General features: G+C 69.6%; 28 protein-coding genes. 18 read left to right on the top strand and 10 right to left on the bottom strand.

Annotation, left to right across the window (positions count from 1 at the left end; genetic code table 11):
- Positions 1-192: 192 nt before the first annotated feature.
- From G406_RS0126730 to pqqE, 9 genes are all read left to right on the top strand, one after another.
- Positions 193-1,587: a DNA-binding protein gene (locus G406_RS0126730; RefSeq protein WP_028936129.1), complete on the top strand. Its 1,395-nt coding sequence runs from the start codon at positions 193-195 to the stop codon at positions 1,585-1,587.
- A 128-nt stretch (positions 1,588-1,715) separates the two neighbouring features.
- Positions 1,716-3,929, top strand: a complete 2,214-nt coding sequence (gene katG / locus G406_RS50165) for a catalase/peroxidase HPI (RefSeq protein ID WP_245607252.1) — start codon at positions 1,716-1,718, stop codon at positions 3,927-3,929.
- Positions 3,930-4,262: 333 nt separating this feature from the next.
- Positions 4,263-4,724, top strand: a complete 462-nt coding sequence (locus tag G406_RS0126720) for an MSMEG_3727 family PQQ-associated protein (protein ID WP_028936128.1) — start codon at positions 4,263-4,265, stop codon at positions 4,722-4,724.
- Between the two features lie 13 nt (positions 4,725-4,737).
- Positions 4,738-6,423 carry a PQQ-dependent dehydrogenase, methanol/ethanol family gene (locus G406_RS0126715; RefSeq protein WP_028936127.1) on the top strand — a complete coding sequence of 562 codons (1,686 nt, stop codon included), beginning with the start codon at positions 4,738-4,740 and terminating at the stop codon, positions 6,421-6,423.
- 210 nt (positions 6,424-6,633) lie between these two features.
- A complete protein-coding gene (gene pqqA / locus G406_RS0126710) occupies positions 6,634-6,729 on the top strand; it encodes a pyrroloquinoline quinone precursor peptide PqqA (protein WP_028936126.1) in 96 nt (31 codons plus the stop codon).
- Between the two features lie 95 nt (positions 6,730-6,824).
- Positions 6,825-7,712: a pyrroloquinoline quinone biosynthesis protein PqqB gene (gene pqqB / locus G406_RS0126705; RefSeq protein WP_028936125.1), complete on the top strand. Its 888-nt coding sequence runs from the start codon at positions 6,825-6,827 to the stop codon at positions 7,710-7,712.
- Positions 7,713-7,714: 2 nt separating this feature from the next.
- Positions 7,715-8,398 carry a pyrroloquinoline-quinone synthase PqqC gene (pqqC, locus tag G406_RS0126700; protein ID WP_028936124.1) on the top strand — a complete coding sequence of 228 codons (684 nt, stop codon included), beginning with the start codon at positions 7,715-7,717 and terminating at the stop codon, positions 8,396-8,398.
- Positions 8,395-8,700, top strand: coding sequence for a pyrroloquinoline quinone biosynthesis peptide chaperone PqqD (gene pqqD, locus G406_RS0126695; protein ID WP_028936123.1), 306 nt, complete (start codon positions 8,395-8,397; stop codon positions 8,698-8,700). The genes pqqC and pqqD overlap by 4 nt, the downstream gene beginning before the upstream one ends.
- The gene (gene pqqE, locus G406_RS0126690) at positions 8,693-9,805 is read left to right on the top strand and encodes a pyrroloquinoline quinone biosynthesis protein PqqE (RefSeq protein ID WP_028936122.1); all 1,113 of its coding nucleotides are present in this window, start codon (positions 8,693-8,695) and stop codon (positions 9,803-9,805) included. The genes pqqD and pqqE overlap by 8 nt, the downstream gene beginning before the upstream one ends.
- A 213-nt stretch (positions 9,806-10,018) precedes the next feature.
- Here the strand turns inward: pqqE and G406_RS0126685 are convergent, their stop codons facing one another.
- Entirely contained in the window at positions 10,019-10,939 is a 921-nt protein-coding gene (locus G406_RS0126685; protein WP_028936121.1) for an alpha/beta hydrolase, read from the bottom strand.
- Positions 10,932-11,375 (bottom strand): hypothetical protein, encoded by a 444-nt coding sequence (locus tag G406_RS50160; protein WP_051342721.1) that lies wholly within the window; start codon positions 11,373-11,375, stop codon positions 10,932-10,934. The genes G406_RS0126685 and G406_RS50160 overlap by 8 nt, the downstream gene beginning before the upstream one ends.
- Before the next feature lie 86 nt (positions 11,376-11,461).
- On the opposite strand from G406_RS50160, the gene G406_RS0126675 reads away from it, so the two are divergent.
- The gene (locus G406_RS0126675; protein ID WP_084216398.1) at positions 11,462-12,091 is read left to right on the top strand and encodes a TetR/AcrR family transcriptional regulator; all 630 of its coding nucleotides are present in this window, start codon (positions 11,462-11,464) and stop codon (positions 12,089-12,091) included.
- 14 nt (positions 12,092-12,105) lie between these two features.
- Here the strand turns inward: G406_RS0126675 and G406_RS0126670 are convergent, their stop codons facing one another.
- The 4 genes from G406_RS0126670 to G406_RS0126655 all read right to left on the bottom strand — a co-directional run bounded on the left by G406_RS0126670 (position 12,106) and on the right by G406_RS0126655 (position 16,048).
- Positions 12,106-13,326: an alkaline phosphatase family protein gene (locus tag G406_RS0126670; RefSeq protein WP_028936119.1), complete on the bottom strand. Its 1,221-nt coding sequence runs from the start codon at positions 13,324-13,326 to the stop codon at positions 12,106-12,108.
- Positions 13,323-14,219 (bottom strand): LysR family transcriptional regulator, encoded by an 897-nt coding sequence (locus G406_RS0126665; RefSeq protein WP_028936118.1) that lies wholly within the window; start codon positions 14,217-14,219, stop codon positions 13,323-13,325. Before G406_RS0126665 ends, G406_RS0126670 begins: the two co-directional genes overlap by 4 nt.
- Entirely contained in the window at positions 14,216-15,553 is a 1,338-nt protein-coding gene (locus G406_RS50155) for a cation:dicarboxylate symporter family transporter (RefSeq protein WP_084216396.1), read from the bottom strand. The genes G406_RS0126665 and G406_RS50155 overlap by 4 nt, the downstream gene beginning before the upstream one ends.
- A 267-nt stretch (positions 15,554-15,820) precedes the next feature.
- Positions 15,821-16,048 (bottom strand): hypothetical protein, encoded by a 228-nt coding sequence (locus tag G406_RS0126655; RefSeq protein ID WP_028936117.1) that lies wholly within the window; start codon positions 16,046-16,048, stop codon positions 15,821-15,823.
- A gap of 59 nt (positions 16,049-16,107) precedes the next feature.
- On the opposite strand from G406_RS0126655, the gene G406_RS0126650 reads away from it, so the two are divergent.
- From G406_RS0126650 to G406_RS0126640, 3 genes are read left to right on the top strand one after another with little or no spacing between them, the layout of a single operon-like run.
- Entirely contained in the window at positions 16,108-16,908 is an 801-nt protein-coding gene (locus G406_RS0126650) for an alpha/beta fold hydrolase (protein WP_028936116.1), read from the top strand.
- Positions 16,908-18,191 carry a PP2C family protein-serine/threonine phosphatase gene (locus G406_RS0126645; RefSeq protein WP_028936115.1) on the top strand — a complete coding sequence of 428 codons (1,284 nt, stop codon included), beginning with the start codon at positions 16,908-16,910 and terminating at the stop codon, positions 18,189-18,191. The genes G406_RS0126650 and G406_RS0126645 overlap by 1 nt, the downstream gene beginning before the upstream one ends.
- Positions 18,188-18,514: an STAS domain-containing protein gene (locus tag G406_RS0126640; protein ID WP_064743038.1), complete on the top strand. Its 327-nt coding sequence runs from the start codon at positions 18,188-18,190 to the stop codon at positions 18,512-18,514. The genes G406_RS0126645 and G406_RS0126640 overlap by 4 nt, the downstream gene beginning before the upstream one ends.
- Here the strand turns inward: G406_RS0126640 and G406_RS50150 are convergent.
- Positions 18,481-19,617, bottom strand: coding sequence for an LLM class flavin-dependent oxidoreductase (locus G406_RS50150; protein WP_051342720.1), 1,137 nt, complete (start codon positions 19,615-19,617; stop codon positions 18,481-18,483). The genes G406_RS0126640 and G406_RS50150 overlap by 34 nt on opposite strands.
- A 272-nt stretch (positions 19,618-19,889) precedes the next feature.
- Between G406_RS50150 and G406_RS54580 the strand changes: the two genes are divergently transcribed.
- Together G406_RS54580 and G406_RS0126625 are read left to right on the top strand one after the other, a co-directional pair.
- Positions 19,890-20,774, top strand: a complete 885-nt coding sequence (locus tag G406_RS54580) for a TetR/AcrR family transcriptional regulator (protein ID WP_051342719.1) — start codon at positions 19,890-19,892, stop codon at positions 20,772-20,774.
- Complete coding sequence (locus G406_RS0126625) at positions 20,771-21,541, top strand: SDR family NAD(P)-dependent oxidoreductase (RefSeq protein WP_028936113.1); 771 nt, start codon at positions 20,771-20,773, stop codon at positions 21,539-21,541. Before G406_RS54580 ends, G406_RS0126625 begins: the two co-directional genes overlap by 4 nt.
- Before the next feature lie 15 nt (positions 21,542-21,556).
- Here G406_RS0126625 and G406_RS0126620 read toward each other — a convergent pair whose 3' ends face one another.
- A complete protein-coding gene (locus G406_RS0126620; protein ID WP_028936112.1) occupies positions 21,557-22,846 on the bottom strand; it encodes a protoporphyrinogen/coproporphyrinogen oxidase in 1,290 nt (429 codons plus the stop codon).
- 104 nt (positions 22,847-22,950) lie between these two features.
- Here G406_RS0126620 and G406_RS54575 point away from each other — a divergent pair, with 104 nt between their 5' ends.
- Entirely contained in the window at positions 22,951-23,592 is a 642-nt protein-coding gene (locus tag G406_RS54575; protein WP_084216394.1) for a TetR/AcrR family transcriptional regulator, read from the top strand.
- On the opposite strand, the gene G406_RS57360 is transcribed toward G406_RS54575, so the two are convergent.
- Positions 23,583-23,759, bottom strand: a complete 177-nt coding sequence (locus tag G406_RS57360) for a hypothetical protein (protein ID WP_156935182.1) — start codon at positions 23,757-23,759, stop codon at positions 23,583-23,585. The two genes, G406_RS54575 and G406_RS57360, sit on opposite strands and share 10 nt — an antisense overlap.
- 121 nt (positions 23,760-23,880) lie before the next feature.
- A complete protein-coding gene (locus tag G406_RS0126605; protein ID WP_028936111.1) occupies positions 23,881-24,519 on the bottom strand; it encodes a TetR/AcrR family transcriptional regulator in 639 nt (212 codons plus the stop codon).
- Between the two features lie 104 nt (positions 24,520-24,623).
- Between G406_RS0126605 and G406_RS0126600 the strand changes: the two genes are divergently transcribed.
- Together G406_RS0126600 and G406_RS0126595 are read left to right on the top strand one after the other, a co-directional pair.
- On the top strand, positions 24,624-25,670 hold the full coding sequence (locus tag G406_RS0126600) for a medium chain dehydrogenase/reductase family protein (protein ID WP_028936110.1): 1,047 nt from the start codon (positions 24,624-24,626) through the stop codon (positions 25,668-25,670).
- Between the two features lie 62 nt (positions 25,671-25,732).
- Complete coding sequence (locus G406_RS0126595; protein WP_211241259.1) at positions 25,733-26,278, top strand: TetR/AcrR family transcriptional regulator; 546 nt, start codon at positions 25,733-25,735, stop codon at positions 26,276-26,278.
- The last annotated feature ends 15 nt before the right edge of the window (positions 26,279-26,293 follow it).

Raw genomic sequence — 26,293 nt, 5'->3', positions numbered from 1 at the left:
CCCGGACCAGCCGGGCCAGCGCGGTCGGGGCGTCGAGGGACTCTGACGCGCGCGCCACCGCCGAGAGCGATTCGGTGTACTCAATGACCGAGTGCACCGCGCGAACCTGTGAATCAATTGTGAGAAAAGGACGACGAGCGCCCGGGCGACTGCCCTCGGCGGCCGAGGATGGACCAAGGGCGGTTCTCCACCATGAACAGTGCACATCGGCTCGAACCTGTGTCGGCGGGCCACGGCAGAGGCACGGTGCTCGCGGCCTGGGAGCGGTTCGTGCGGGGCGAGGATCAGGTTCCGGGGGTCCGCGCCGAAGTGGCGATCTCCTGGCATCGCTGCCGGGAGCAGTACCGGGTGGACCCGCACCTGTCGGCGGCACCGGTCGCCGTCGCGGAGATCAACCACACCCTCGAACACGACGTCGTGCTTGCCGAGCTCGGGTTCCGTGCCGCGTCGATCGCACACGAGGTGAGCAACCTCAGCGGCATCGTCACGATCGCCGACGCCACGGGCCGCATCCTCGCGGAGTGGGGTGACCAGGCGACTCTCAACAGGGCCACCGCGTCGAACCTTGCGCCCTGGTTCTGCTGGTCGGAGAGCGCGACCGGCACCAACGGCATGGGTACGGCTCTCGAAGCGCACGGCCCGGTGCTGATCAGGGGCGCCGAGCACTGGTGCCAGGCGTTCCACAACTGGGTGTGCGCGGGTGTCGCGGTGCGGGACGTGGTGTCCCGAGAACCGATCGCGGTCCTGAACATCTCGTGCTGGCGCAACCAGCTCCCCGCGTCCTCGGGCAGCTGGCTGGCCAACGCCGTCGCCAAGACACAGTGTCTGTTGCGCAGACGCGCCAGGGACAGCGGCGCCGAGCTCGTGTCCGCCTACAGCCAGGCGCGGGCGCATTCCGGCACGGCGCTCGCGGCCGTCGACACGTCCGGCAAGGTGGTCATCGCCGACGAGACGGCCAGTGTCCTCATCGGGGTGCCCGCCTCCACCCCCGCCGTCGATCCCACACACCGCTGGAACCCGGGGCTGCCGGAGTTCATCGCGGCCGCCAGATACGCCAGCAAGCAGGCCTCCCGCAACCCTGACTGGGTCGGTTCGACCCAGATCTTCACCCACCTCGCCGACGAGCCGACGTCGATCAGCCTCCGCCCGGTGTTCGTGTCCGGGAACCTGATCGGCAACCTGGTCTCCTTCGGCTCCTCCGACGGCGAACAGCTGCCGAGGGCGGACGGGATCGCCTCGCCTCGCACCCAGCCCCGCCGCCTGGTCGCGATGCGGGACAACCGGATGGTGCTGCTGCAGCTCTCGGAGGTCTCCTTCGCCGAGTCGGAGGGCAACGACGTGTGGCTGTCCACCGACCAGGAGCGGCTGCGGGCCGCGTCCCCCGGTCTGGACAAGCTCGAGACCGAGCTGTCCGATGCCGGCTTCCTTCGGGTGCACCGCCGCTACGTGGTCAATCTCAGCCGCATCCGCGAGATCGAACGTGGGCTCAAGGGCGAACTCTTCCTGGTCATGGACGACCGGGCGGCCACCATGGTGCCGGTGTCACGACGGAACGCCCCCGCCGTGCGCAGGGCGCTGGACATCTGAGGTCGTGAGGACGACCTCGTCAGGGAGGGACTGCCGTGTCCGACACCACCACCGACGCTGTTGTCGACCAGCGCATCGAGCGGGACCTTGGCAAGGGTGGGCTCGGCATCCGCCCCACCCGACCTCCCCTGTCGGCGAGCGCCGCCAGGTTGCGTACCCACCCGGCCGGCGGCGCGAGCAACCGCGACTGGTGGCCGCGTCGCCTCAACCTGGCGATCTTGAGCAAGCACTCGGCCTCGACCGACCCCATGGGCGAGGACTTCGACTACGCCGCCAGGTTCGCGACGCTCGACCTCGACGCGGTGGCCCGGGACATCGACGAGGCGCTGACGAACTCACAGGACTGGTGGCCCGCCGACTTCGGGCACTACGGGCCGCTCGTGCTCCGGATGGTGTGGCACTGCGCGGGTACGTACCGCGTCGGCGACGGTCGCGGCGGCGCGACCGCGGGTATGCAGCGCTTCGCCCCGCTCAACAGCTGGCCGGACAACCGCAACCTGGACAAGGCCCGTCGAGTGCTCTGGCCGGTGAAGCGCAAGTACGGCAGCGCCCTCTCGTGGGCCGATCTCATGGTCTTCGCGGGCAACCGCGCGTTGGAGTCGATGGGGTTCACGACCTTCGGTTTCGGTGGCGGCCGGACCGACGTCTGGGAGTCCGACGAGGACGTGTACTGGGGTCCGGAGGACAGCTGGCTCGGCGACGAACGCCACAGCGGTGTCCGGGACCTCGACCGACCGCTGGCGGCCGACCAGATGGGCCTCATCTATGTGAACCCGGAGGGCCCGAACACCGTCCCTGACCCGTTCACCTCGGCCCGGGACATCCGGATCACGTTCCGCCGCATGGGGTTCGACGACGAGGAGACCGTCGCGCTGATCGCGGGCGGGCACACGTTCGGCAAGACCCACGGCGCCGCCGACCCCGACGAGCACCTCGGGCCGGAGCCGGAAGCAGCGCCACTGGACGAGCAGGGGCTCGGCTGGCGCGGTGGCTACGGCACCGGGATGGGCGCGGATGCCATCTCCAGCGGTCTGGAAGGTACCTGGACGCCGACCCCGACCACGTGGGACAACAGCTTCTTCGAGACCCTGTTCAACTACGAGTGGGACCTGGAGCTCAGCCCGGCGGGCCTGTGGCAGTGGGTTCCCAGCGACGGCGGCGGGGCCGGGACGGTCCCGGACGCCCATGACCCCACGAAGACGCACGCCCCGACGATCCTGACGACCGACCTCGCGCTGCGCTTCGACCCGGTCTACGAGCCGATCGCGCGCCGTTTCCTGGAGAACCCCGACCAGCTCGCGGACGCGTTCGCCCGGGCGTGGTTCAAGCTGACCCATCTGGACATGGGCCCGGTGCGGCGATACCTGGGCCCGCTGGTCCCCCGCGAGACGTTGCCCTGGCAGGACCCGGTGCCGGAGGTGGACCACGAGCTCGTCGACGCTGACGACATAGCGACCCTCAAACGCCGGCTGCTCGCCTCGGGGCTGTCGATCGCCGAGCTGGTCACCACAGCATGGGCCTCGGCCTCGACGTTCCGGGCCAGTGACCGGCGCGGCGGGGCGAACGGGGCACGCATCCGCCTCGAACCCCAGCGCCACTGGGAGGTCAACGAGCCGGAGGTACTGGCTAGGGTGCTCACCACACTCGAAGAGGTCCAGCACACCTTCAACGACTCCCGCACCGACGGCAGGAAGGTCTCGCTGGCCGATCTCATCGTCCTCGGCGGCGCCGCCGCGATCGAACAGGCCGCCAGGGACGGCGGGCACGATGTCGAGGTCCCGTTCACGCCCGGCCGGACGGACGCGACACAGGAACAGACCGACGTCGACTGGTTCGCCCCACTCGAACCGACCGCGGACGGATTCCGCAACTACCGGGGCGCGGGCAACCGGCTGCCCTCGGAGTACCTGCTCGTCGACCGGGCGAACCTGCTGAGGCTCAGCGCCCCCGAGATGACCGTCCTGGTGGGTGGGCTCCGCGTCCTCGGCGCGAACCGGGGACGGTCCCGTGCCGGTGTCCTCACCTCGCGGCCCGGCACGCTCACCAACGACTTCTTCGTGAACCTGCTCGACATGGGGACGCGGTGGACGTCCGGGACCGGTTCGACCTTCGAGGGGCGGGATCGTGTCACGGACGAGCCGCGGTGGGTCGCGAGCCGGATCGACCTCGTGTTCGGCTCGAACTCCGAGCTGCGAGCGCTCGCGGAGGTGTATGCGAGTGACGATGCGCGGGAGCGGTTCGTGGGTGATTTCGTCGCCGCGTGGGCCAAGGTCATGGACCTCGACCGGTTCGACCTCGCGCGGCCGCCGGTGACCGCGGCCACATCCGGGTACGAACGGTAGCTGCCGGCGCATGAACGGCACAGCGAGCCGGAATTCGAGTTCAGCCTTGTCCCTCTGATTGGCCCCGCGTAGGGTTCCTATTGATCAAAGTTATGCGATCGGGCGCGGGTCACACAATTGATCCGACGCGATAATGCGGCATGCCATTACGCATTGATGCGGCACCGAAGATAAGTGCGTGATCACACTGAACAAAGGAGTTCATGTGGAAGTGCGTTCCTGAATCAGTTCTCATCGACCGGGGCATTTTTCTTATGCCTACCGGTGGTTTGTTGTGCCCTGCGCAAGTTTATCCGTGGTTCGTAGAGATTCGGGATGTGGAGGTGAAACCCGATGACGATCTCTGAGGAGCGACTCGATCTGCTCGACCAGATCGGGTTGACCGTACAGAACAAGGCAACGATCGGTCGGGTTCTCGGTACCGGGAACATCGAACAGGTCGAGGAGGGTCCGGACGGCCGCATGTCGGCGACAGTCAGGATCCGGCCCGACGAGATTTGCTGGGATCCGACGATCCTGGTCATGCCGCACGGAGGTGATCTCGAGCTCGAGCTCATCAACGACGACCTGAACACCCACTGCGCGCTCCTGCCCAGTAACGGTGACCGGAAGTTCATCTGGCTGGTCAACCACTCGAAGGGCCGGGCAACGCTCAACCTGGACGGCCCCGGCTACTACTGGTACAGCTCGCCGACCGGCAACGACGAGGGCCGCGGCCTCACCGGAGCCATCGTGGTGCTTGGCGACGTGCCCCCGGAGGCCCGCCTCGACCGTCCCGACCAGCCGCGACCGTAGGAAGGAGCAGCAAATGACCATCGAATACGTCGACGCCGGCGAGGCCATCGACCAGGGATCGCTGAGCGGCAAGACCGGGAACGCACCGCCCGTGGTCGCCGGTGTCAACTACGAACGCCTGCTCAACGCCCGTTCGGAGTCGCACAACTGGCTCACCTACTACGGCGCGTACGACGGACAGCGGTACAGCCTGCTGGACCAGATCAACACGGAGAACGTCAAGCGCATCGGACCGGTCTGGATGTTCCAGGCGGGGACGAGCGGCATGATCGCGGGCGCGTCGACCTACGCCTTCGAGGCTACGCCGATCGTCGTCGACGGGATCATGTACCTGACCGGCTGGGACGGCTGGCTCTGGGCACTCGACGCGGTCACCGGTCAGGAGATCTGGCGCTACAAGCACGCCGTCCCCTACGACGTCTCGCTGTGCTGCGGAAACGTCAACCGGGGCTGCGCCGTGGCGCACGGCAAGGTCTACATGGTCACGCCGAACGCGCACGTCCTCGCGCTCGACGCCACCACCGGCAAGAAGATCTGGGACAAGACCTACGGCGACGTGCGGGCCGGGGAGAGCGCCTCGCTCGCCCCGCTGGTCGTCAAGGACCTGCTGATCGTCGGCAGCGCGGGCGGCGAGTTCGGGGTGCGCGGTCACCTCGACGCGTTCGACCTGGAGAGCGGCGAGCACCAGTGGCGCTGCTACATGGTGCCCAAGCCGGGTGAGCCCGGTTCCGAGACCTGGCCCGCCGACGGCGACGCCTGGGCTCGCGGTGGCGCGAACCCGTGGATCACCAGCACGTTCGATCCGGAGACCAACCTGCTGTACGTGGGCACCGGCAACCCGGCACCCGACTTCGACGGCGCCGTCCGCGAGGGCGACAACCTCTACACCGACAGCGTCGTCGCGGTGGACGTCGATGCCGGCCAGATTCGCTGGCACTACCAGTGCACCCCGCACGACGTGTGGGACTACGACAGCACGATGGAGAACATCCTGTTCGAGTCGGACGGGCGCAAGCTGCTCGGCCACTTCGACAAGAACGGCTATTTCTTCATTCTCGACCGCACCGACGGATCGCTGATCAGCGTCACGCCCTTCGTGGACCGCATCGACTGGGGTGCGATCACCCGCGACGGCAAGGTCACGCCGAAGAAGTACCCGGACAAGGAAGGCGACCCGGTCCACTTCTACCCCGGCCCCGCCGGCGCCAAGGAGTGGACGCACGCCGCGTACAGCCCGAAGCACGGACTGTTCTACGTCCCCGTTCAGGATGTCGGCGCGACCGCCACCCGGCGGCGACGCGAGTTCAAGGAAGGCATCCCGTACTGGGGCGCCGGTGTGCAGGTCGACGCGGAGGACATGACCGGGTCGATCAGCGCGTTCGACGCCACCGGTGAGGAGAAGTGGCGCTGGCGGGCCAAGAACCCGATGTGTGCGTCGGTGCTGACCACAGCGGGTGACCTGGTGTTCGCCGGCGAGCCGTCCGGTGAGTTCAACGCGATCGACGCCCGCAACGGCGAGCTGCTGTGGCAGTTCCAGTGCGGCAGCGGCCACCACAGCAGCCCGGTGACCTACATGGTCGACGGGAGGCAGTACGTCGCTGTGCCGGTCGGGTGGGGTGGCTGGATCGAGGGCTTCCTGCCGGGCATGCTCGGAGCAGGGCACGGAAGTGCGCTGATCGTGTTCGCCCTCCCTGAATAGTGCGGTGGCCATGAACGTTCGCCGAACCATCGGCGGATGCAGGTTTCCGCTGGGCGTGCCGGCGATCGACCTTCGTACCGGGCGTACTCGGGTCGGTCGCCGGTGCGGCCAGCGGGAAGCTGGGCCGTCGAGGGTCGGTGAACGTTTGTGGCCGCCGCACAGAGTCCCTGCCACATCCGGTGTGCAGCAGAACGGAGAGGAGGTGGATCCATGGAGTCTCAGCTCGCAGTGTGGGAGACGCCCGAGTTCGAGGAAATCGGAGTCGCGCCTGAGGTGACCATGTACATCGCTCAGCTGGAGGACTAGGAGCGTGGGGAGGCGCCGGACCTTCGTGGTCCGGCGCCCTCCGACGATGTCCTTCCACGACGACGTGCGTCCACTACGACGGATGGAGTGCCAGGGTGCGGCTGCGGGTTCTCGGCTCGGCGGCGGGCGGTGGTTCGCCGCAGTGGAACTGCGGCTGCCCGGTATGCGGTGCTGTCCGGCGAGGTGAGGCGCCCCCGCGCACCCAGTCCTCGGTGGCGGTGAGCGTCGACGGCCTGCGGTGGTTCCTGATCAATGCCTCACCCGACATCCGTGCCCAGATCGAGGCGTTCCCCGGGCTGCACACCCGCGAGGGCAGGGCCACCCCGGTGGAGGCCGTGCTGCTCACCGACGCCGAGCTGGACCACACCCTCGGCCTGTTACTCCTGCGCGAAGCCCGCGAGATACGCCTGTACGCGACCTCCGCGATGCACAAGGTTCTGAGCGACGGCTCGGGAGTCCTGCGCACGCTCGAGCGTTACTGTCCGGTCGAATGGCGGACCGTCGACCCGGGCGCCGACATCGCGCTGGCCGACGGCCTGTCCTGCCGGGCGTTCGACGTACCGACCACCAAGCGGGACCGGTTCGGCACCGGGACCGACCAGGGTCGGGTCGTCGGCTACCGGATGACCGACGAACTCACCGGGCGCTCGCTCGTCTACCTGCCGGGGGTGCAGGCGCTCACGCCGGAGCTGCGCGCCCAGATCGCGGGCTGCGACTGCCTGCTGATCGACGGGACCTGCTGGAGCGACGACGAGCTGGTGACGCTGGGGCTCGCCGGCAAGACGTCGCGGGAGATGGGGCACATACCGATCGACGGCGCGGACGGCAGCATGGCGCAGCTGCGGGAGCTCGGCGCCCGGCGAACGATCTTCATCCACATGAACAACACCAACCCGATCCTGCTCCCGGACACGCCGCAGCGGCGCATCGTCGAGGGAAGCGGCATGGAAGTGGCCGCGGACGGCCTCGAGGTGGAGGTATAGAGATGACGACAACCGCCGACGGCTTCGTCGACACCCTGCGCGCCCACTCACGGCGCTACCACGACCAGCACCCGTTCCACGTGCGGATGAACGCGGGCAGCCTGAGCCCGCACCAGCTGCGGGGGTGGATCGCGAACCGCTTCTACTACCAGGAGAACATCCCGCGCAAGGACGCCGGAATCCTCGCCAACTGCCCGGACCTCGAGGTCCGCAGGCGCTGGATCCGCCGCATCATCGACCACGACGGCACCGCCGGGGGCGAGGGCGGCATCGAGGCGTGGCTGCGGCTCGGTGAGGCCGCCGGGCTGACCCGCGAGGAGATCCGCGACCACCGGCATCTCGTGCCCGGGGTCCGGTTCGCCGTCGACGCGTACGTCAACTTCACCCGCACCCGCCCGTGGGTGGAGGCCGTGGCGTCGTCGCTCACCGAGCTGTTCGCCCCCGACCTGATGGCCGAGCGGATCGGGGCGTTCGAGCGGTGGTACCCGTGGATCGACGCGGACGGGCTCGCCTACTTCCGCGCACGGCTGGACCAGGCACCGCGCGACTGCGAACACGCGCTGGAGGTGGTGACCGAACACTGCCTGTCCGTGGAGTCCCAGGCCAAGGCGGTGGACGCGCTCTCCTTCAAGTGCGACGTCCTGTGGAGCATGATGGACGCCATCGACCAGGCCTACCCGGAATGACCGCGATGGATTCGGCCGCGACCCGGTCTCGCCTCGCCGTCACGGCCCGGCCCAGGTTGGCCCGGCACGTCCGGATGAGCTTCTGCCGGACCCGGAAGCGGCACATCCTGATGCTCCCGGAGACCGTGGTGGTGCTGAACGGCACCGGGGCGGACATCCTCGACCTGTGCGACGGCCGGCACACCGTTGGCGAGATCGTGGACGAGCTGAGCGCGCGCTACCGGGCCGTCGTCGACGACGAGGTGCACCGGTTCCTGACCCGCCTTGCCGGCCGTCGCTGTCTGGAGATCTCCGATGGATAGCCCCTTCGGCCTGCTGGCCGAACTCACCTACAGCTGCCCGCTGGCCTGCGCGTACTGCTCGAACCCGACCAACATGGCCGACTATCGCGACGAGCTGACCACCGAGGAGTGGCGGCGTGTACTTGGCGGAGCCCGGGACCTGGGTGTGCTGCAGTGCCATCTGTCCGGCGGGGAGCCGCTGCTGCGCCGCGACCTGGTCGAGATCGTGGCGAGCGCGCACGAGCTCGACCTGTACACCAACCTCGTGACCAGCGCCATCGGTCTCTCGCGCGGCAAGGCGGAACAGCTGCGCGACGCCGGTCTCGACCACGTGCAGGTCAGCATCCAGGCCGACGACCCGGCCATGTCCGACCGGATCGCGGGCACGCCCTCCTTCCGCCGCAAGATCGAGGCGATGGCCGTGGTCAAGGAGCTGGGCTGGCCGCTCACCATGAACGTCGTGTTGCACCGGCAGAACATCGACCGCGTCGCCGACGTGCTGGCCCTGGCCGAGGAAGTGGGCGCGGACCGGGTGGAGCTTGCCAACACCCAGTACTACGGCTGGGCCTGGCGCAACCGCGACGCGTTGCTGCCCAGCCGCGCGCAGCTGGAGGCGGCCGAGGTCATCGTCCGGGCAGCCCGGGAACGGCTGCGCGAGCGCATGGACGTCCTCTACGTCATCCCCGACTACTACAGCCAGTACCCGAAACCGTGCATGGGCGGGTGGGCGTCCCGCCAGCTGACCGTGACACCGAACGGCGACGTCCTGCCCTGTCCCGCGGCCCAGTCGTTGCCGCTGCCGAGAGCCAGCGTGCGCGACACGTCGCTGGAGCGGATCTGGACCGACTCGCCGGTCATGACCGCGTTCCGGGGGACGGACTGGATGCCGGACCCGTGCCGGAGCTGCGATCGCCGGGAGCTGGACTTCGGCGGCTGCCGTTGCCAGGCCTTCCAGCTCACCGGCGACGCCGCCCGCACCGACCCGGTCTGTCACCTGTCCCCCGACCACGACCTGGTCACCCAGGTCGTGGACGCGGCCAACGCGGACACCCGTCCCGACGAGCTGCCGCTGATCCCACGCCCGCACCGAGCACTGGCCTCGGGAACCTCCCCGCACGCCGGCTGATCACGGAGAGTGAGAAACCGGCTCTCGCAGTCCGAGCGCACGCCGCAGGGAGGCCGGAGCCCCGTGCTTCCTCAGTCGACCATGGCGCTGAACTGCAGCTGACTTCGCAGAGCAGAAGGGGCTCGTGAGACTGACGTTGAGTGGCTTGTGCCCGAAGCCTCCGCGCGAACTATCCAGCCCGAGCACGGCCCACACGTCAGTGCTCGGCGGCGATCAAGGTTGGCCGTCGATCAGTAGGTGGCGGGTGAGGAAGGACAGTTGTGCCTCGACCGCGCGGTCGTGGCCGTCGAGGAACGGCTCGTAGTGGCCACCGGGGATGCGAAACAGCTCCCCGCGTGGGGCCCGCGCGGCGGCCCGCAGCGCGGACCCGACGGGGGTCACCTGATCGTCGTCACACACCAGCACCAGCAGCGGTGACCGCACCCGACCCGCTGCTCGGCCCGGACGGTAGAAGCCCAGCGCCAACGAGGAGCGCGCGGCGGCGGCTCGGCGCCAGTGCACGTGCCTGCCGTCCGGATCGAGTGCCCGCTCCGCGTCCCGGCCGTCCGGGCTGGTGATCATCGCCGGGACGCCGGGCTCGCCGGCCAGGGGCAGCAGGATCGGCTCCCGCCCGACCAGCCCGGCGAGTCCGTCCAGTATCCCCATCGCGGTGAACCGCGCCATCGCCCCGGGGCGCTGGTGCTTCGCCGCGAGCAGGGTCGCGGTCGGCCCGTCGACCAGCGGGGTCTGTGCGATCGCGCCCGCGAGCTCGGGGTGGTCGGTGGCGACCCGCAAGACGTGGCCCGCGCTCGCGGAGAACCCCCACACGGCCAGCTTGCCCGGATCGACACCGCGCAGACCCGAGGCGAACGCGAGCGCGGCGTCCCAGTCCGCGAGCTGGTCCCGGACGGGCAACACCAGGTGCGGAGTTCCCCCGCTGCCCCCGAGCCCTCGGTAGTCGAAGGCCAGCACACTGAACCCCGCCTCGTGGAACCTGCCGGCGAACAGGTCCGTGCCCGGCTCCTTCGGCACGGCGAACCCGCCGGCCATGACCACGCACCCGCCGTTGGAGCCGGGATAGAACCATGCCGCGCACTCGTCCGCGCCGCTGCGGAACCGCACCTGCTCCCGTTGCACACGCTCGACCTCAGCCATGGTGAGCACCTCCGGTGACCCGGTCACCGGGTCGCTCCGCTTCGGCCAGCCAGTCCGCCGCTCGCCGCCACAGGACCGAGACGGGCATCGACGGCCCGGTCCAGGTCGTCGAGCGCAGGAACCCGCGCCCTCGGTTGCGCCGCATGATCACCACGTGCAGGGGGCTGCCGACGAACTCGCGCAGGTCCTCCGGCGAACGCCACACCGACACCGAGCCGGACCGTCGCTGCATCGGCTTGCTCCACAGCCAGACGCCCACCGCGCCCGGCATCGACGGCCAGCCACGCGCCAGCATGGTCGCGTCCCAGAAGATGCGCGGCAGATCGCCCCATCGATAGGGGGTGTAGTCGGTCATGCTCACCACCACCTCGGCGTCGGCGACAGCCGCCGGACCCGGCCGCCATCTCCGCCACGTGATCTCCTTCGTCTCCACCATGGTGCCTCCCACCCATCAGGAATACAGATGTATTGGAGTGACCATACATTTGTATTGCCTAGGTCGGTAAGAGGTATCTTCACCGGGTGAGCGCTCCCCGTCCCAGCCCCGGATCCGCGCTGGATCACCCCGCCGGTGACACGACCTTCGAGCGCATCCGAGCCGCCGCTCTGCACGGGTTCGCGGACCAGGGCATCGCGGGCACCTCGGTGCGGGCCGTCGCCGAGCAGGCCGGTGTCTCACTCGGCCTGGTCCAGCACTACTTCCCGACCAAGGCCAGGCTGCGCGCCGCGGTGGACGAACACGTGCTGCGGGTCGTCCGCACCTCGATCGACGCCGACTCACTGCCCAAACCGCCCGCCGACCCGTTCCGTGAGTTCGGCCACCGGGTGACCGCGCTGCTCGGGACGCATCCCGAGGTTCTGCGCTACGTCGGACGGGCTGTGATCGACCGGGATCCGATCGCCGTCACCGTCGTCGACCAGCTGGTCGCCCTGACCGACTCGGTATGGGCCGACTTCGCCGACCGGGACCTCCTGCGGCCTGGGATCGACCGGACCTGGGTGACTCTGCACAGCCTCGTGCTGGTGATCGGCACGGTGATGATGCGTGAACCGTTGGAACATCACCTGCCCGAACCCCTCCAGGCCCCGGACCAGCTCCGCAGGTGGGACGACGCGATGGGCGACCTGCTGCGCCACGGCCTCTTCCGCTGACCGGCCGGCGCCGCCTACAGGTGGTTCAGCACCAGGTCGTGCAGGTCACGGCTGCGCAGGACACCCGCGTGGAAGCGGGCCGTGAGTGGCCCCGCGACCGGTCGGCTGGTGATCAGCGGCACCGGCTGCTCGTGACGACCGCCGTGTGAGCGGAGCGCACCGTGCAAACCGGACAGGTCGTGGTCGGCGGCGCGACCGCCGAGCGCGACGTGCGCGGACGCGGTGACGGCCAGGTCACCGATGCGGTCCATCGGGTGCTCGTAGATGGTCGCCGCGTCGGCGCGATCCCACACCTCCTCGATGCCGGGCAACGCGCCGAGCACCTCTCTGGCACGGGCGCGCTCCCGTTCGGGCAGGTAGAGCCAGGCGAAGGAGCCGAGCGCGCCGTGGTGGCGGACGTACGGGTCGGTGATCGGCAGAACCACGTCGTGGACCTCGACGCCGGCCTCCTCCAGCAGGTCGGTGAGGTAGTGGACGTTGGGCGCACCATCCTCGGTGTGCTTGGCGTTCATGCCGTGATCAGCGGTGATGCCCACGACGAAACCCTCGTCGAGGTACTCACCGAGCAGCACGTCGAACTCGACGAAGAACCGGTCGGACAGCTCCTCGCCCGGCCCGGCCGCATGCTGGACACGGTCGGTCAGCGACACGTAGAGCAGACGCAGGGCCCGATGGGCGCGGTAGACCGCGAGCCCGAGCCGCATCGCGTAGTGGCTGGCGTTCCAGTCGTAGATGCCGGGCGCCTCGCCGACGAGCTCCACCAGGTCCGGGACGCCGTACTCGGGCAGACCGGCCTCGGCGGCCTTCTCGACGCTGACACTGGGCACGCCGCCCCGGCCGAGGAGCCTGCGCAGCTTCTCCTTCGTGGTGACCATGAGCGCCGGGACGCCGTGCTCGGCCAGTACGGCGTGGATGCTGGGGGCGCGGAGGAACCGGGGGTCGTTGAGCAGCTCGAGCGTCCCGTCCTCCAGCCGGCAGTAGTTGCCGGGGATGCCGTGCAGCGCGGGTGAGGCGCCGGTGACGATGGACAGGTTGTTGGGATTGGTCAGGCTCGGCATCTCCGAGGCGCCGATCCGATACTGGCCGCCGCCCGCGAGCATCCCGGCCAACCTCGGCATGATCCCCCGGGCCAGCGCATCGTCGAGGTAGTCGGGGTCGCCGCCGTCGATGGTGAACACCACCGTTGGCTCACGCGGGACCTGGTACTCCCGGTCGTTGACCGTGATCGTGTTCATGAGGCGGTCCTCTCTCCGGCGAGCGCGACGAACTCCTCCTCGGACCGGCTCAGCGAGCGGCCGTGCCGGAGGATGAGGTGAACGGGACGGGTCGAGGGCGCCGGGCGCAGGTCGAGCTCGGCGACGCGGCCTAGCCGCAGGACGGACTCGGCGGCGCTCCTGGTGACGCACGCGATGCCCAGGCCCTCCGCGACGGCGTGCACGATCGCCGAGGTGCTATTGATCGTCCACACCCGCGCTCCGGGTATCCCCCAGCGCTCGAGCAGTTCGAGCTGGTAGGAGCGTGTGGTGGAGCCGTGTTCACGGACGAGGACGGTGCTGCCGCGCAACACCGCGGGGTCGGCCGCGGCTCCGGCCAGTGGATGGTCCGCGGCGGCGATGACGACCTGGGGTTCCTCGGCGATGAGAATGCTGTCGTACGCCGGGGCCGCCCCGGCGTCGGCGGCGACCACGAGGCCTACCTCGCCCGCGTCGAGCTGCCGGAGTGTCTCGCTGGTGTTGTCGATGCGCAGGTCCAGGTCGACCAGCGGGTGGAGCCGGGAGTACCTCACGAGCAGGCGAGGCAGGACCCCTTCCCCCGCTGTCGCGGTACCACCGATCGACAGCGTGCCGCGCACCGGCCCGTTGCCCAGCCGGTGCAGGCTGTCCACGGCTTCGGCGTAGGTCGACAGCACGCGGCGGGCGTAGCCCAGCAGCACCTCACCCGCGTCGGTGGGTTTCAGTGCGCCCGTCTCACGGCTGACCAGGCCCACCCCCATCTCGGCCTCCAGCTGGCGGATGTGCGCGGACACCGTCGACTGGGCCATGTCCAGTGAGCGGGCCGCGACGGTGATCCCACCGGTGTCGACGACCGTGACGAACACCCGCAGCCGCCGCAGGCTCGGGCCGGTCACGAACGAACCGCGACCGGCGCGGCGAGATCGGCGTCGGGCTCGGCCAGCACTCCCGCCCGACGTCCGCTCATGATCGCGGTCATCTGGTCGGCCGTGGTCTCTCGCTGCCACCGGGCGATCACCAGCCCGGCCACCGCGTTGCCCAGCGTGTTGACCACCGCTCGGCACTCGGACATGAACCGGTCGATGCCGAACACCAACATCACGCCGGACACCGGGATCAGCGACAACGAGGACACGGTGGTCGTGAGCATCACGAAACCGCCACCGGTGACACCGGCCGTCCCCTTCGAGGACAGGAGCATGACCAGCAGCAACAGGACCTGCTGGCCCAGCGACAGCTCGATGCCCAACGCCTGGGCGATGAACATGCTCGACAGCGTGAGGTAGATGCACGTCCCGTCCAGATTGAACGAGTACCCGGCGCTGACGCTGATCCCGGCCGTGCCCTTGGACACGCCCAGGTTCTCCAGCTTGCGCACGATGCCCGGAACGGCGACCTCGGAGGAGGACGAACCGAAGGCCAGGAGAAGCTCGGAGCGGAAGTAGCGGAAGGTCCTGAGCGGGTTGAGACCGACCAGGAGCAGCACCGATCCGAGTACCACGAGCACGAACACCGCGGACGTCGCGTAGAACGTGCCGATGAGCCGCAGCAGGGCGCCGATCGTCGCGGCGCCGAAGTTGCCCGTCGTGTAGGCCATCGCACCGAACACACCCACCGGCGCGGCGTAGGTCACGAACCGGACGATGGTGAACAGCACGTGCGACAGCCGTTCGATCCCCCGGGTGATCGGGCGTCCCGGTTCACCGATCACCGCCAGCGCCACCCCGAACAGGACGGCGAAGAACAGGATCTGCAGTACGGCGCCCTCGGCGAAACTGTGGACGATGTTGGCCGGCACGAGCTGCGTGAAGTAGTGCGTCCACCTCACCGACTGACCGGCCGCGGTCCGCTCGGCGACCTCGTGGCTGACGGTCAGCGAGGCCGCGTTCACGCCCATTCCCTCGCCCGGCCGCACCACGTTGACGACCAGGAGACCGAGTACCAGGGCCAGCGTGGTGACGATCTCGAAGTAGACGATCGAGCGAAGGGCGACCTTGCCGACCTGGCGCAGGTTCGCCACGGTCGCGATGCCGCCGACCACCATGCAGAAGATGATCGGCCCGAGCAGCATGGTCAGGAGGCTGACGAACGTGTCGCCGAGGATTTCGAGCGATTTCCCGACCTCGGGTGCGACCAGCCCGGTCACCGCCCCGAGCACCATTCCCGCCAGCACCCATACGTACAGCCGGCGATACCAGCCCACCCGCGCGCGAGCTCCCGGACCAGCCATACCCGTCCACCTCCGCCGGGACGCGATCCTCACGCGTCCGAGCAGGAAGCCTGCGCGTACGAACCCGACCGCCGGCGAACCCGACCTGTCCGCGAGGTGAACATCCCCGGTCCCCGGCGCAAGCAGGCGATGCCCCCCATCGGAAGACCCGATGGCCGTCCGAGTCACCTCGCAGAGCACCGTGTCGTGTCGCAGACGCTGCCGTGTCTGCGACACGACGTGAAGATCTGCGAGCTCGGCGCGGTCCGTGCGAGCGCGGCGGTGGGGTCAGCCGGCGGCGGCGGGGGTGTCGGTGACGCCGGGAGCGCCGGTGTAGATCGACGGACGCTTCTCGCCGCTCGCGCTGCTCGGGGCCGCGCCCAGGGTGGCCTCGGTGCCCAGCTGGGCCGCCATCCGGCGGTACGCCTCGTCGGCGCGGTCGGCCGCGACCTGTGCACGGTCGGCGTCCTGACGCGTCCGTAAGGCCAGTTTCTTCATCTTCTTCAGTTTGCCCATTCCAGTGCACTACCCAGAGTGGGTCCCCCATGAACCTCGGTGGGTGACAAGATGGCCCGGTGAATGTGCGGCGCGGCAACAACGTGGTGCTCACCGGCCGCACAGACGGCCCCACGGTGATGCTCGCGCACGGCTTCGGATGCGACCAGAACCTGTGGCGGCTCGTGGTCCCCGCGCTGGCGGAGCAGTTCCGCGTCGTGCTGTTCGACCACATCGGGGCCGGCGGCTCGGACCTGTCCGCGTGGCGGCCGGAGAAGTACTCGACGCTGCACGGTTACGCCGACGACGTGCTGGCGATCGCCAGGGAGCTGGACCTGCGCGACGCTGTCTTCGTCGGCCACTCGGTGAGCGCCATGATCGGGGTACTCGCCTCGGTGCGGGAACCCGACCGGTTCGGCAAGCTGGTGCTGCTGACCCCGTCCCCGCGCTACCTCGACGACGGCGACTACCGGGGTGGGTTCAGCGAGACCGACATCGAGGAGCTGCTCGACTCCCTGGACAGCAACTACCTCGGCTGGTCGGCCGCCATGGCGCCGGTCATCATGGGCAACCCGGACCGGCCCGAGCTGGGCGAGGAGCTGACCAACAGCTTCTGCCGGACCGATCCCACCATCGCCAGGACGTTCGCCCGCACCACGTTCCTGTCCGACAACCGCGCCGATCTGGATGAGGTCAGCGTTCCCACGCTGGTGCTCGAGTGCGCCGAGGACGTGATCGCCCCGCGCGGTGTCGGGGCCTACGTGAACGAGCACATCCGGGGCAGCAGGCTGGTCACGTTGGACGCGATAGGTCACTGTCCGCAGCTCAGCGCTCCGGAGGCCACCGCCGACGCCATCACGACCTTCGTCCTCGGTTCGTGATGACAGGTGACCCCGGTGGCGCCCAGTGCCCCGGGCACCCTCGGCCCGGTGACGGGTCGGGCCAGGACCGGGCGACGTTCTCCGCCCTGCTGGAGGACAACGCGGAGGACCTGTACGAGCACGCTCCGTGCGGCTATCTGTCGACCCTCCTGGACGGACAGATAGCCAAGATCAACACCACCCTGCTGGACTGGCTCGGCTACAGCCGGGCGGAGCTCGTCGGCCGTCGCAGGTTCGCCGACCTCCTCACGATCGGCGGCAAGCTGTACCACGAGACGCACTTCGCGCCGCTGCTGCGCATGCAGGGCGAGATCGGCGGGGTGGCGCTCGAGCTCGCCGCCGCCGACGGCGCGAGGCTCCCGGTCCTGGTCACCTCCACGATCAAGACCGGGGCCGACGGCGAGCCGTTGCTGATCCGCACCACGGTGTTCGACGCCCGCGACCGGCGCACCTACGAACGTGAGCTGCTCCGCGCACGCCAGGAGGCCGACGCCGCCCGTGAGCGGGCCGATCGTGAACGCGACCAGGTTCAGCGGCTCGCCACGACGTTGCAGCGCAGCCTGCTGCCACCCCGGCTCGCCGAGGTGCCCGGCGTCGAGGTGGCCGCGCACTACCATCCGGCGTCGGTGAGCGAGGTCGGCGGTGACTTCTACGACCTGTTCCCCATCGCGGACGGCCAGTGGGCGTTCTTCCTCGGCGACGTGTGCGGCAAGGGCAGCGATGCGGCGGCGCTCACCTCGCTGACCCGCTACACGTTGCGGTCGGCCACGGTGTACGACCCGGACCCGGTCGCGGTCCTGCACAATCTCAACTCCGTGCTGCTGCAGGAGTACCGGTCCGAGCTGCCCGCGTTCTGCACCGTGATCTTCGGCCTGCTGACCGTCGACGAAGGTGACGCCGTGATCACCCTGGCCAGCGGAGGTCATCCACCCGCGCTGCTGCTGCACTCGAACGGCCGCTGTGCCTACCGGCCGACCCCGGGCGGTCAGCTGGTCGGCGTGCTGCACGACCCGGTGTTCGGGACCACCACCCTGCGGCTCGGTTCCGGTGACACCCTGCTGCTCTACACCGACGGGCTCACCGAGGCGCGCACCGGCACCGCGCGGTCCCGCTACGACGAGGCCGCTCTGCTCGAGTTCACCTCGGCGCTCGCTCCGATCGGCGCTCCGGCCCTGGTCGGTGAGGTCGTCGACCTGCTGGCCCGGTTCGGTGACGGCCTCGAGGACGACGCCGCGATCCTGGCGCTGGGCGTGCCGGCCGGCCCGGGCGGTGCGCCACGGTGACCGACGATCTGCGCATCACCACCGACGTGCGCGAGTCCAGCACCGTGCTTCGGCTCGACGGCGACCTCGACGTCGCCACCGTGGCGTTGTTCCGCGACGCGGTCGAGCGGGCCGATCTCCAGCACAGCCGGCAGTTGGTACTCGACGTCACCGAGGTGAGCTACTGCGACTCCAGCGGCATCACCGCGTTGCTCGCCACACGCAACCGGACCATCGCCACCGGGCACCGGCTCACCCTCGAGGGCGTCCCCACCCACATGACCCGGATGTTCCGCGTCGTCGGTCTGGATCAGGTGTTCGGGCTCGACCCCACGGCCGGTTGACCGATGCCCCGCTGCAGCGGCGCGCAGATGTCACGGAAGGTGTCGATCCCGCGTAGCCGGGGAAGTACCTGCTCGGTGTAGACGTCGTAGGTGCGCTGCGCGACGGCCTGTGGCATGCCGCCGAACCCGAAGATGTTCACCACGCCACCGGCACCGAGCGCCCGTACCCGCTCGACAGTCTGGTCGACCAGCTCGTCCGGTGTGCCGCCCATCTGCAGGTCCGCGAGGAACCGGTTGAACCGGTCGAGCCCGTGTTTGGTGATGTTCGCGCGCAGTCCCGCGTAGTACTCGTACCCGTTGATGTGTTCGAGACGTTCGTTGGTGAACTCGTAGTGCCCGATCGTGGAACGGGCATATCCCGTCGCGTACTCGTCGTGCAGCTCACGCGCGCGCACCGGGTCGGGGTCGACGGTGGTGAAGTTGACGAGCACCGGCGCGGGCGGTTCATGCCCGTTGACCTCGACGAACAGCTCCCGATACGCCGCTGTCTCGGACACCGTGACCTGCCAGGGCTTCTGCGCGATGAGCATCAGGCCGTAGCCGAGCCTCGCCATGATCTTCGCGGACTCGGGGGACACCGCGGAGGCGTAGGTCCGCCCCCGGAACGTGGTGAACGCGGGTGGATGGATCTCCGCGCGCGGCTGCACGTAGAGCTCGCCGTTGTGCTGGATCGCGCCGGTCTCGAATGACGCCGAGATGGCGGTCGCGTACTCGACGAACCGCTGCCGCGACTGCCCCATGTCCAGCCGGAAGCTGTCGAACTCGATGGAGCCCAGCCCTCGTCCGACTCCGAGCACCACCCGGCCCCGGGACACCGAGTCGAGCCAGGCGATCTCCTCGGCCACCCGGACCGGGTCGTGCCAGGGCAGCACCATCACCATCGTGCCCAGCCGGACCGCCGTGGTGCGCCCGGCGAAGTAGGTCAGCAGCTGCGCGGGGTTCGGCATCATGTGGTACCTGGTGAAGTGGTGCTCAGCCGTCCAGATCGACTCGAACCCACGGCCTTCGGCCTGGTCGGCCAGAGCCAGCCCACCGCGAACCACGTCGTGGTCGTCGCGCCCCGGCTCCAGCCCCTGGAAGAACACTCCCATGCCGACGTGCACTGTGGGCTCCTCACGTTGTCCGACGTCTGCCCCATGTTCTAACCCAGCATCGACAGAATCAACGATGTCCTAACCTCGCACTGCTGGGGGCCGGCCCGCCGCACCGGCAGGAGGCCCTCAGGAGTTCCTACTGGTCGGGTATATCCGCAGGTGGCGGCAGATCTCTCAGGAGAGCCGGCAGCTGACTGGTTCGTCCGCCTTGATTGAACAGATGAAGCGCGGATGTCCACGACTTGTTGACATCGGGACCGTCGCTCAGGTATTTCTCAACGGTGACCGCCGCGCAGCGGGAGCTGCTCGACAAGCTCCGGGACAACGCCGAACGGCGTGCCGCCGCGGAGCGTGCCGAGCTCGCGCTGCTGCGTGCGGCGCGAACGGCGGGCCTGAGCTGGGCACAGATCGCCACTGCGCTCGAGCTGCGTACCAGGCAGGCGGCGGAGCAGCGGTTCCGCAGGCTATCGAGCCGGACGTCGCAGGATCCCGCGCCCGAGCACTCGGCCTGGCCGACCGCCACACCTGGACCCGCACGGTCCTCGACGACGCATCGCCGGATCGTGGACGCCGCCGGCCGGGTGCTCGCCGAGAAGGGCTACACCTCGACCAGGATGAGCGACATCGCTGCCGAGGCGGGCCTGCGCGCGGGGAGCCTCTACCACTACTTCGGCTCCAAGGACGACCTCGTCGCCGAAGTGCTGCGGTACGGCGTACAGGTCGTACACGGCCAGGTCCGGGCACTGCTCGACTCGCTGCCGCCCGACGCGCCACCCTCGGTGCGCCTCGACGCCGCGATGGCCGCCCACCTGCGGGCCCTGCTCGACCTCAACGCCGTCGCCCGTGCCCATCCGCACGTCTTCAGCCAGGCACCCAGGGCGATCCGCGACCAGGTGCGGCCCTATCGCCGCGCCTACGGCGCCCTCTGGGCACGCATCACCAGGCAGGCGCAGGAGGCCGGGGTGCTGCGCGACGACATCGACGGGTTCGTGGTGCGGCTGTTCCTGGTGAACAGCCTGGAGGTGATGCCGCTGTGGGCGGAGCGCTCCCACCTGAGCACCGCGACGCTGTCCCAGCTGGTCCGAAGGCTGCTGCTCGAAGGAGCAGGCAAGCCGGGACACACCGAACCCACCGAGATCCGAGGAAAGGCCGTGAGCGGAGCATGACGAACGAGCCGGCACGTGATCGATGGGCACTGGTGTCCGGAGGCTCGGGAGGCATCGGCGGGGCCATCGCCGAGCTCCTCGCCGACGACGGCTGGAACGTGGCGTTCACCTACCGGAGCAACACCGATGCCGCCGACGCGCTGTCGAAGTCGCTCACCCGACGCGGTCGGCAGGTGCTCAGCTACCAGGTCGATCTCCGGGACGCGGCGGCCACGGCCGCGATCGTCGAGGAGGTCGGGACGACGTACGGTCTCGACGCCGTCGTCTCAGCGGCCGGGCCCCACGTGCCGATGGAGTACGTCTCGAAGCTCGATCCCGCGCTCTTCGCGGAGACGATCGACGCGGATCTGAAGGGCTGTTTCAACCTCCTGCAGCCCACGCTCCCCCATCTGCGGGCCACCGGCGGTGCGGTGCTGGCGATCACCACGGCCGCCGCTCATCGCGCGGCGCGCAAGGACCTCCTCTCGATGGCACCGAAAGCGGCCGTCGAGGCCATCATCGGCGGCATCGCGGTCGAGGAGGGCAGGTTCGGGGTGCGGGCCAACTGCGTCGCGGTCGGTTTGCTGGAGGGCGAGGGGATGTGGACCCAGCTGGTCGAACGCGGCGACTACAACGAGGAGTTCCTCGCGGCGGCGCGCCGGAACATTCCGCTCCAGCGTTTCGGCACGGTGTACGACGTCGCCGAGGCCGCTCGCTTCCTGCTGTCCTCCCGGGCCCGGTGGATCACCGGGCAGACCCTCGACGTGGACGGTGGCTACGCCACCTGAGCGCCGGCCCCGGGGTCAGCGTTTCCTCGCCAGCAGGTCCCGGGCCGCCTGTTCGCCGGACCGCAGTGCGCTCTCGATTCCGGAGTGGGTGAGGAAGTCACCCGCGAGGCGGATGTCGTCCGGCATCAGGTCACGTGCCGCACGCATCCTCCGGTAGTGCCCCGGCACCGGCGCGATCAGCGCCACGTCCATGTCGAACACCTGGTGGAAGTCGGGGACAGCCGGACCGAACGCCGTGTCGACAGCCTCGCGAGCCAGGTCGACGACCTGTTTCTCGTCGTCTGCCGGGGCCTGAGCGCGGTCGAAGTACACGCTGACCGTCTGCCCGCCCTCCGGCGTCGAGCCGGCCGCGCGGCGGCTGTTGAGCAGCACCCCGTAGTTGTGATGAAGCCCCGGACCCGCGTGGACGACGAGGTCCTGCCGGGCGTCCGGCCACGGATCGGTCTGATATCCGAGAAGGACGTGGTAGGCGGGAATGGGCACCACGGCGTCCAGCGCCCCCAGCACCGCCCGGTCGACGACGCCGTCGAGCAACGATCGGGCACGGCGGACGTCGGTGGCCATCACGACCGCGTCCACGGCGAGCGGGCCGTCGGTCGTCTCGACCGTGACGCCCGCTGGACCGGTGTGCAGCGACAGCGCCGGGGTGGACAGCCGCACGTCGACGCCGTCGAGCAGCCAGGAGGCGATCCGGCCGAGCCCGCCGTTGGGCACCGTCAGCCTGGTGCGGGTCGGCTGGCTGAGCAACGCGATCGTGAAGGCGGCCGAGATCGCGGTCGCGTCGGCGCCGGTCAGCGGCTCCATCAGGGGACGGACGACGTACTCGTAGACGCGCTCTCCGAAGCTGTCGGTGGCCCATTCCGCCAGTGAACGACCGTCGTCCAGCGCCGCGAGATCATCGATGTCGAACGGACTCGATGCTCGACGCAGCAGCAGACCCGCGACGCCGAGGGCCAGGCGCGCCCGGTCGCGCCATCCCAGCTGCGGCATCCGCAGCAGGGTCCAGGGCAGATCGAAACGCACCGAGTGCCGGGCACCGGAATCGTCCAGCACCGCGGTGCGCGCCACCCAGCGCCGCATGTCGGGCCTGTGGCCGGACTCCCGCAGGTAGTGCAGGGTCCTGGCGTACGAACCCATGACGAAGATCGCCCCGGAGTCGAGAGCGAACTTGTCGTGGTCCACGGTCCGGGTGCGTCCGCCGACGGCGTCCGATGCCTCGAGCACGATCGGATGTGCCCCGTTCCGGCGCAGTGTGTGCGCCGCCGCTGCGCCCGCCACACCCGCCCCGATGATCGCGATCTTCATCAACGCCCGCCTCCGTTGGTTCCGATGGGCGCATCGTATGGAGCGGTGTTGACAGGTGTCAATTCTTGCTGACAGACGTCAGCGGCAGTCCCTATACTCGGCGGATGACGAGTGCTTCTCCAGGGACACGGCGGCATCAGGCCGGGCCGACCGTCGGCGATCGTCGGCGGGCACGCATGCTCGACGCACTGCATCGGCTCCTGGAGACACGGACGTTCGCGTCGATCAGCGTCGCCGACATCGCCGGCGCCGCCGACGTGACCCGGCAGGCGTTCTACTTCTACTTCCCCACCAAGGCGGCGGCGGTCGCCGAGCTGCTCGGGGACATCTACGAGGACATATTCCGGGTGGCACCGTGGTTCGACCTACGCGACGGGGACTCCCTCGCTCAGCTGCGCGCGGGCATCGACACCAGCATCGTGCGCTGGCGCGCCAAGGCGGAGCTCATGGTGGGCATGCTCGATGCCGTCGGCTCGGACCCCGAGGTCCGCGCGATCTGGACGGGCTGGGTCCGGCGGTTCGAGGAACGGACCGCCGCCCGTATCAGCTCCGACCGACACCGCGGCGACGCACGGACCGAGGTCGACGCACCCACTCTCGCCTGTGTCCTGGTCGGCGCGATCTTCCAGGCCATGGAGCGGGACGTGCGGGCCATCCACGCCGGCGAGGCACCCTCGCCACACCTCTCGGCAACACTCTTCGAGGTGTGGCGGCGTGCGGTCTACCTCGACGTTCCTCAGTTGTAGGGCATACCGCCGTCCGGCGAACCGAACGGGCCGGAGGCCACCTGCGTCGAGTCGCCGGACGCGACCACGTCGAATCCCGCCGCGGTCGACACCCCGACAACCGCACCGGCGACGACCAACGCCGCACCCGCGACGACCATGCAGCGCGACAGAGCCTTCTTCAGCATTTTCCGCTCCCTGGATGAGTGCTCAGCGTCCTCTCAGGATCGCACTCACCCCGCGGTCCAGGGCGAACGAGTGATGAACGCCGGACGAACCCCGAGGACATCGACCCGAGGGTCACGGTGTTCATGGCTTCAGGTGGGCGAGCGCGGTCACCAGACGTTCCTCGATGTCCGCCGGCCAGGGGAAAGCGACCGTGACCGACTGCTGATGAGCCAGACCGTGCAGGCCGATCCACAGCGCCACTCCGTCCGCGGCCGGGTCCGTGGTGGTGGCGATGCCCGACGCGACGCAGTCATCGAGCACGTCGGCGAGCAGCGTCAGGCTCGGTTCACCCAGCGCGTGCATGTCGGCCTCGGTGAGGGAGCTCGCCTCGAGGTCGGGCATCCAGAGCCCGCCGAACATCGTCCGATAGCGGCCCGGGTGCCGGCGCGCGAACGTCAGGTAAGCGGAGCACACGGCGAAGAGGCGCGCCCGAGGATCGTCACCCGCCGCGTCCCGTGCGTCACTCAGCACCTCGTCGAGCTCGTCGAAGGCCTTCTGAACGACGGCGAGCATGATGCTGGGCTGGTCCGCGAAGTGGCGGTAGATCGACGGGGCGGCGATCCCCACCCGACGCGCGACGGCACGCAGGGTCACGGCCTTCTCATCGCCCGTCTCGTCGAGCACCGCGACAGCGCCGTCCACGATCTCGTCCCGTAGCAGCCCACCCTCGCCGCGACGGTTGCGAGGGCGGGTGGCCGTGGTCGCCTGCTCCTGTGACATGCCGTCACCGTACAGCAGAAAGCTTACAAGTGTTAGCCTTGCGCTCAGTAGACTTACATGCGTAACCTTACGAGCGTTACCTCCCCCGCTGAACGGAGCACGACATGGAACACACGACCGTCACCACCCGGACCACCGAGATCGTCCTGCCCGGCAAGGTCGAGTCGACCGGCCTGCAGGTCCGTACCCGCGACCTCCCGGCACCCGCCTCCGGCCAGGCGATCCTGCGCATGGACGCCACCGGAGTCTCGTTCGCCGAGCAGCAGATGCGGCTCGGCAAGTACTTCGACCAGCCACCGTTCCCGTTCGTCCCCGGCTACGACGTCGTCGGCACGGTGACCGCCACCGGTCCGGACACCGACCCCGCCGTGGTCGGCCGCCGGTTCGCGGCGGTCACCAAGATCGGGAGCTGGGCGAGTCACCGGCTGATCGACGTCGCGGACCTGGTGCCCGTGCCGGAGAACGTGGACCCGGTCGACGCCGAGACCGTCGTGGTCAACGGGATCACCGCCTGGCAGATGCTGCACCGGACCGCGAAGGTCGGCGCCGGAGGGACGATCGTCGTGCTCGGCGCCAACGGAGGTGTCGGGACGACCCTCGTCCAGCTTGCCCGGCACGCGGGGATCACGGTGATCGGCACCGCGTCACCCCGCCACCACGAGGCGCTGCGCGAACTGGGCGCGACGCCGGTCGACTACCACGCCCCGGACATGTACGAGCGGATCCGGGAGATCGCACCGGACGGCGTGGACGCCGTGTTCGACCACGTCGGTGGCGCCGGAATCGTCGAGTCCTGGCGACTGCTGCGCCGAGGCGGGGCGCTCGTGTCCTACGGGACGGCGGCCACGAAGGACGACGCGGGCAACTCCCGGCTCCCGGTGCTGAAGCTGATCGGGCAGCTCGTGCTGTGGAACCTCCTGCCCAACGGCAGGTCGGCGAGCTTCTACAACTTCTGGGCGGGCAAGCGTCGCATCGACTCCTTCAGGGCCCGGCTGCGCGAGGACCTCACGTCGGTACTGGCCCTGCTGGCCGACGGTGTGCTCGCCGCACAGGTCGCGGCACGGTTCCCGCTGTCGGAGGCCGGATCGGCCCTCGCGTTGGCCGAGTCGCGGACCGTCGCCGGCAAGGTCGTCATCGTCCCGGACGCGTGATCGCCGTGATCCCCGCTCACCGAGCCGGTCGCCGGTCTCGACGCTGTCGAGGCGACGGCCAGGTGCTCCGCGAGGAGATTCTGACCGCCGCGACGGAGCTGCTCGAAGACGGTGGCGACGAGCGGACGGTGACCCTGCGCGCCGTGGCGCGCCGGGCCGGGATCACCGCACCGTCGATCTACCCGCACTTCCCCGGAACGGTCGCCATCATGCTCGCGCTGGCCGAGCAGGGTTTCGTCGAGCTGAACGCCGGCATCCGCTCCGCGATCGACACGGCCGGCGCCGATCCTCGCCACCGGTTGAACGCCGCGTGCCGGGCCTACGTCGGGTTCGCCGACAGCCATCCGGAGCGCTATCGGGCCATGTTCGATGCATCCGACGACCCGATCGGGCTCGCCGACCGGACACTGGGCCTGCTCACCACGGCGCTCGCCGAGTGCGTCGCCGCCGGCCGCTCCACCAGCACGAACCCCGCCGCCGACGCCGCTCTGCTCTGGGTCGGCCTGCACGGCCTCGCCCACCAGCGCGCGGTCACGACGTCCTATCCCTGGCCGACGGACATCGTCGCCCGCGTCACCGCACCGCTGTCCCACCTCGTCGTCACCTGACGCCGAGCCCGCCCC

The sequence above is a fragment of the Actinospineispora spinosispora DSM 44797 genome (assembly GCF_000429025.1).
In the GTDB taxonomy this organism is placed as follows: Bacteria; Actinomycetota; Actinomycetes; order Mycobacteriales; family Pseudonocardiaceae; genus Pseudonocardia; species Pseudonocardia spinosispora.
The sequence above is the reverse complement of the archived record's forward strand: the minus strand, read 5'-3'. Positions and strand labels throughout refer to the sequence as shown.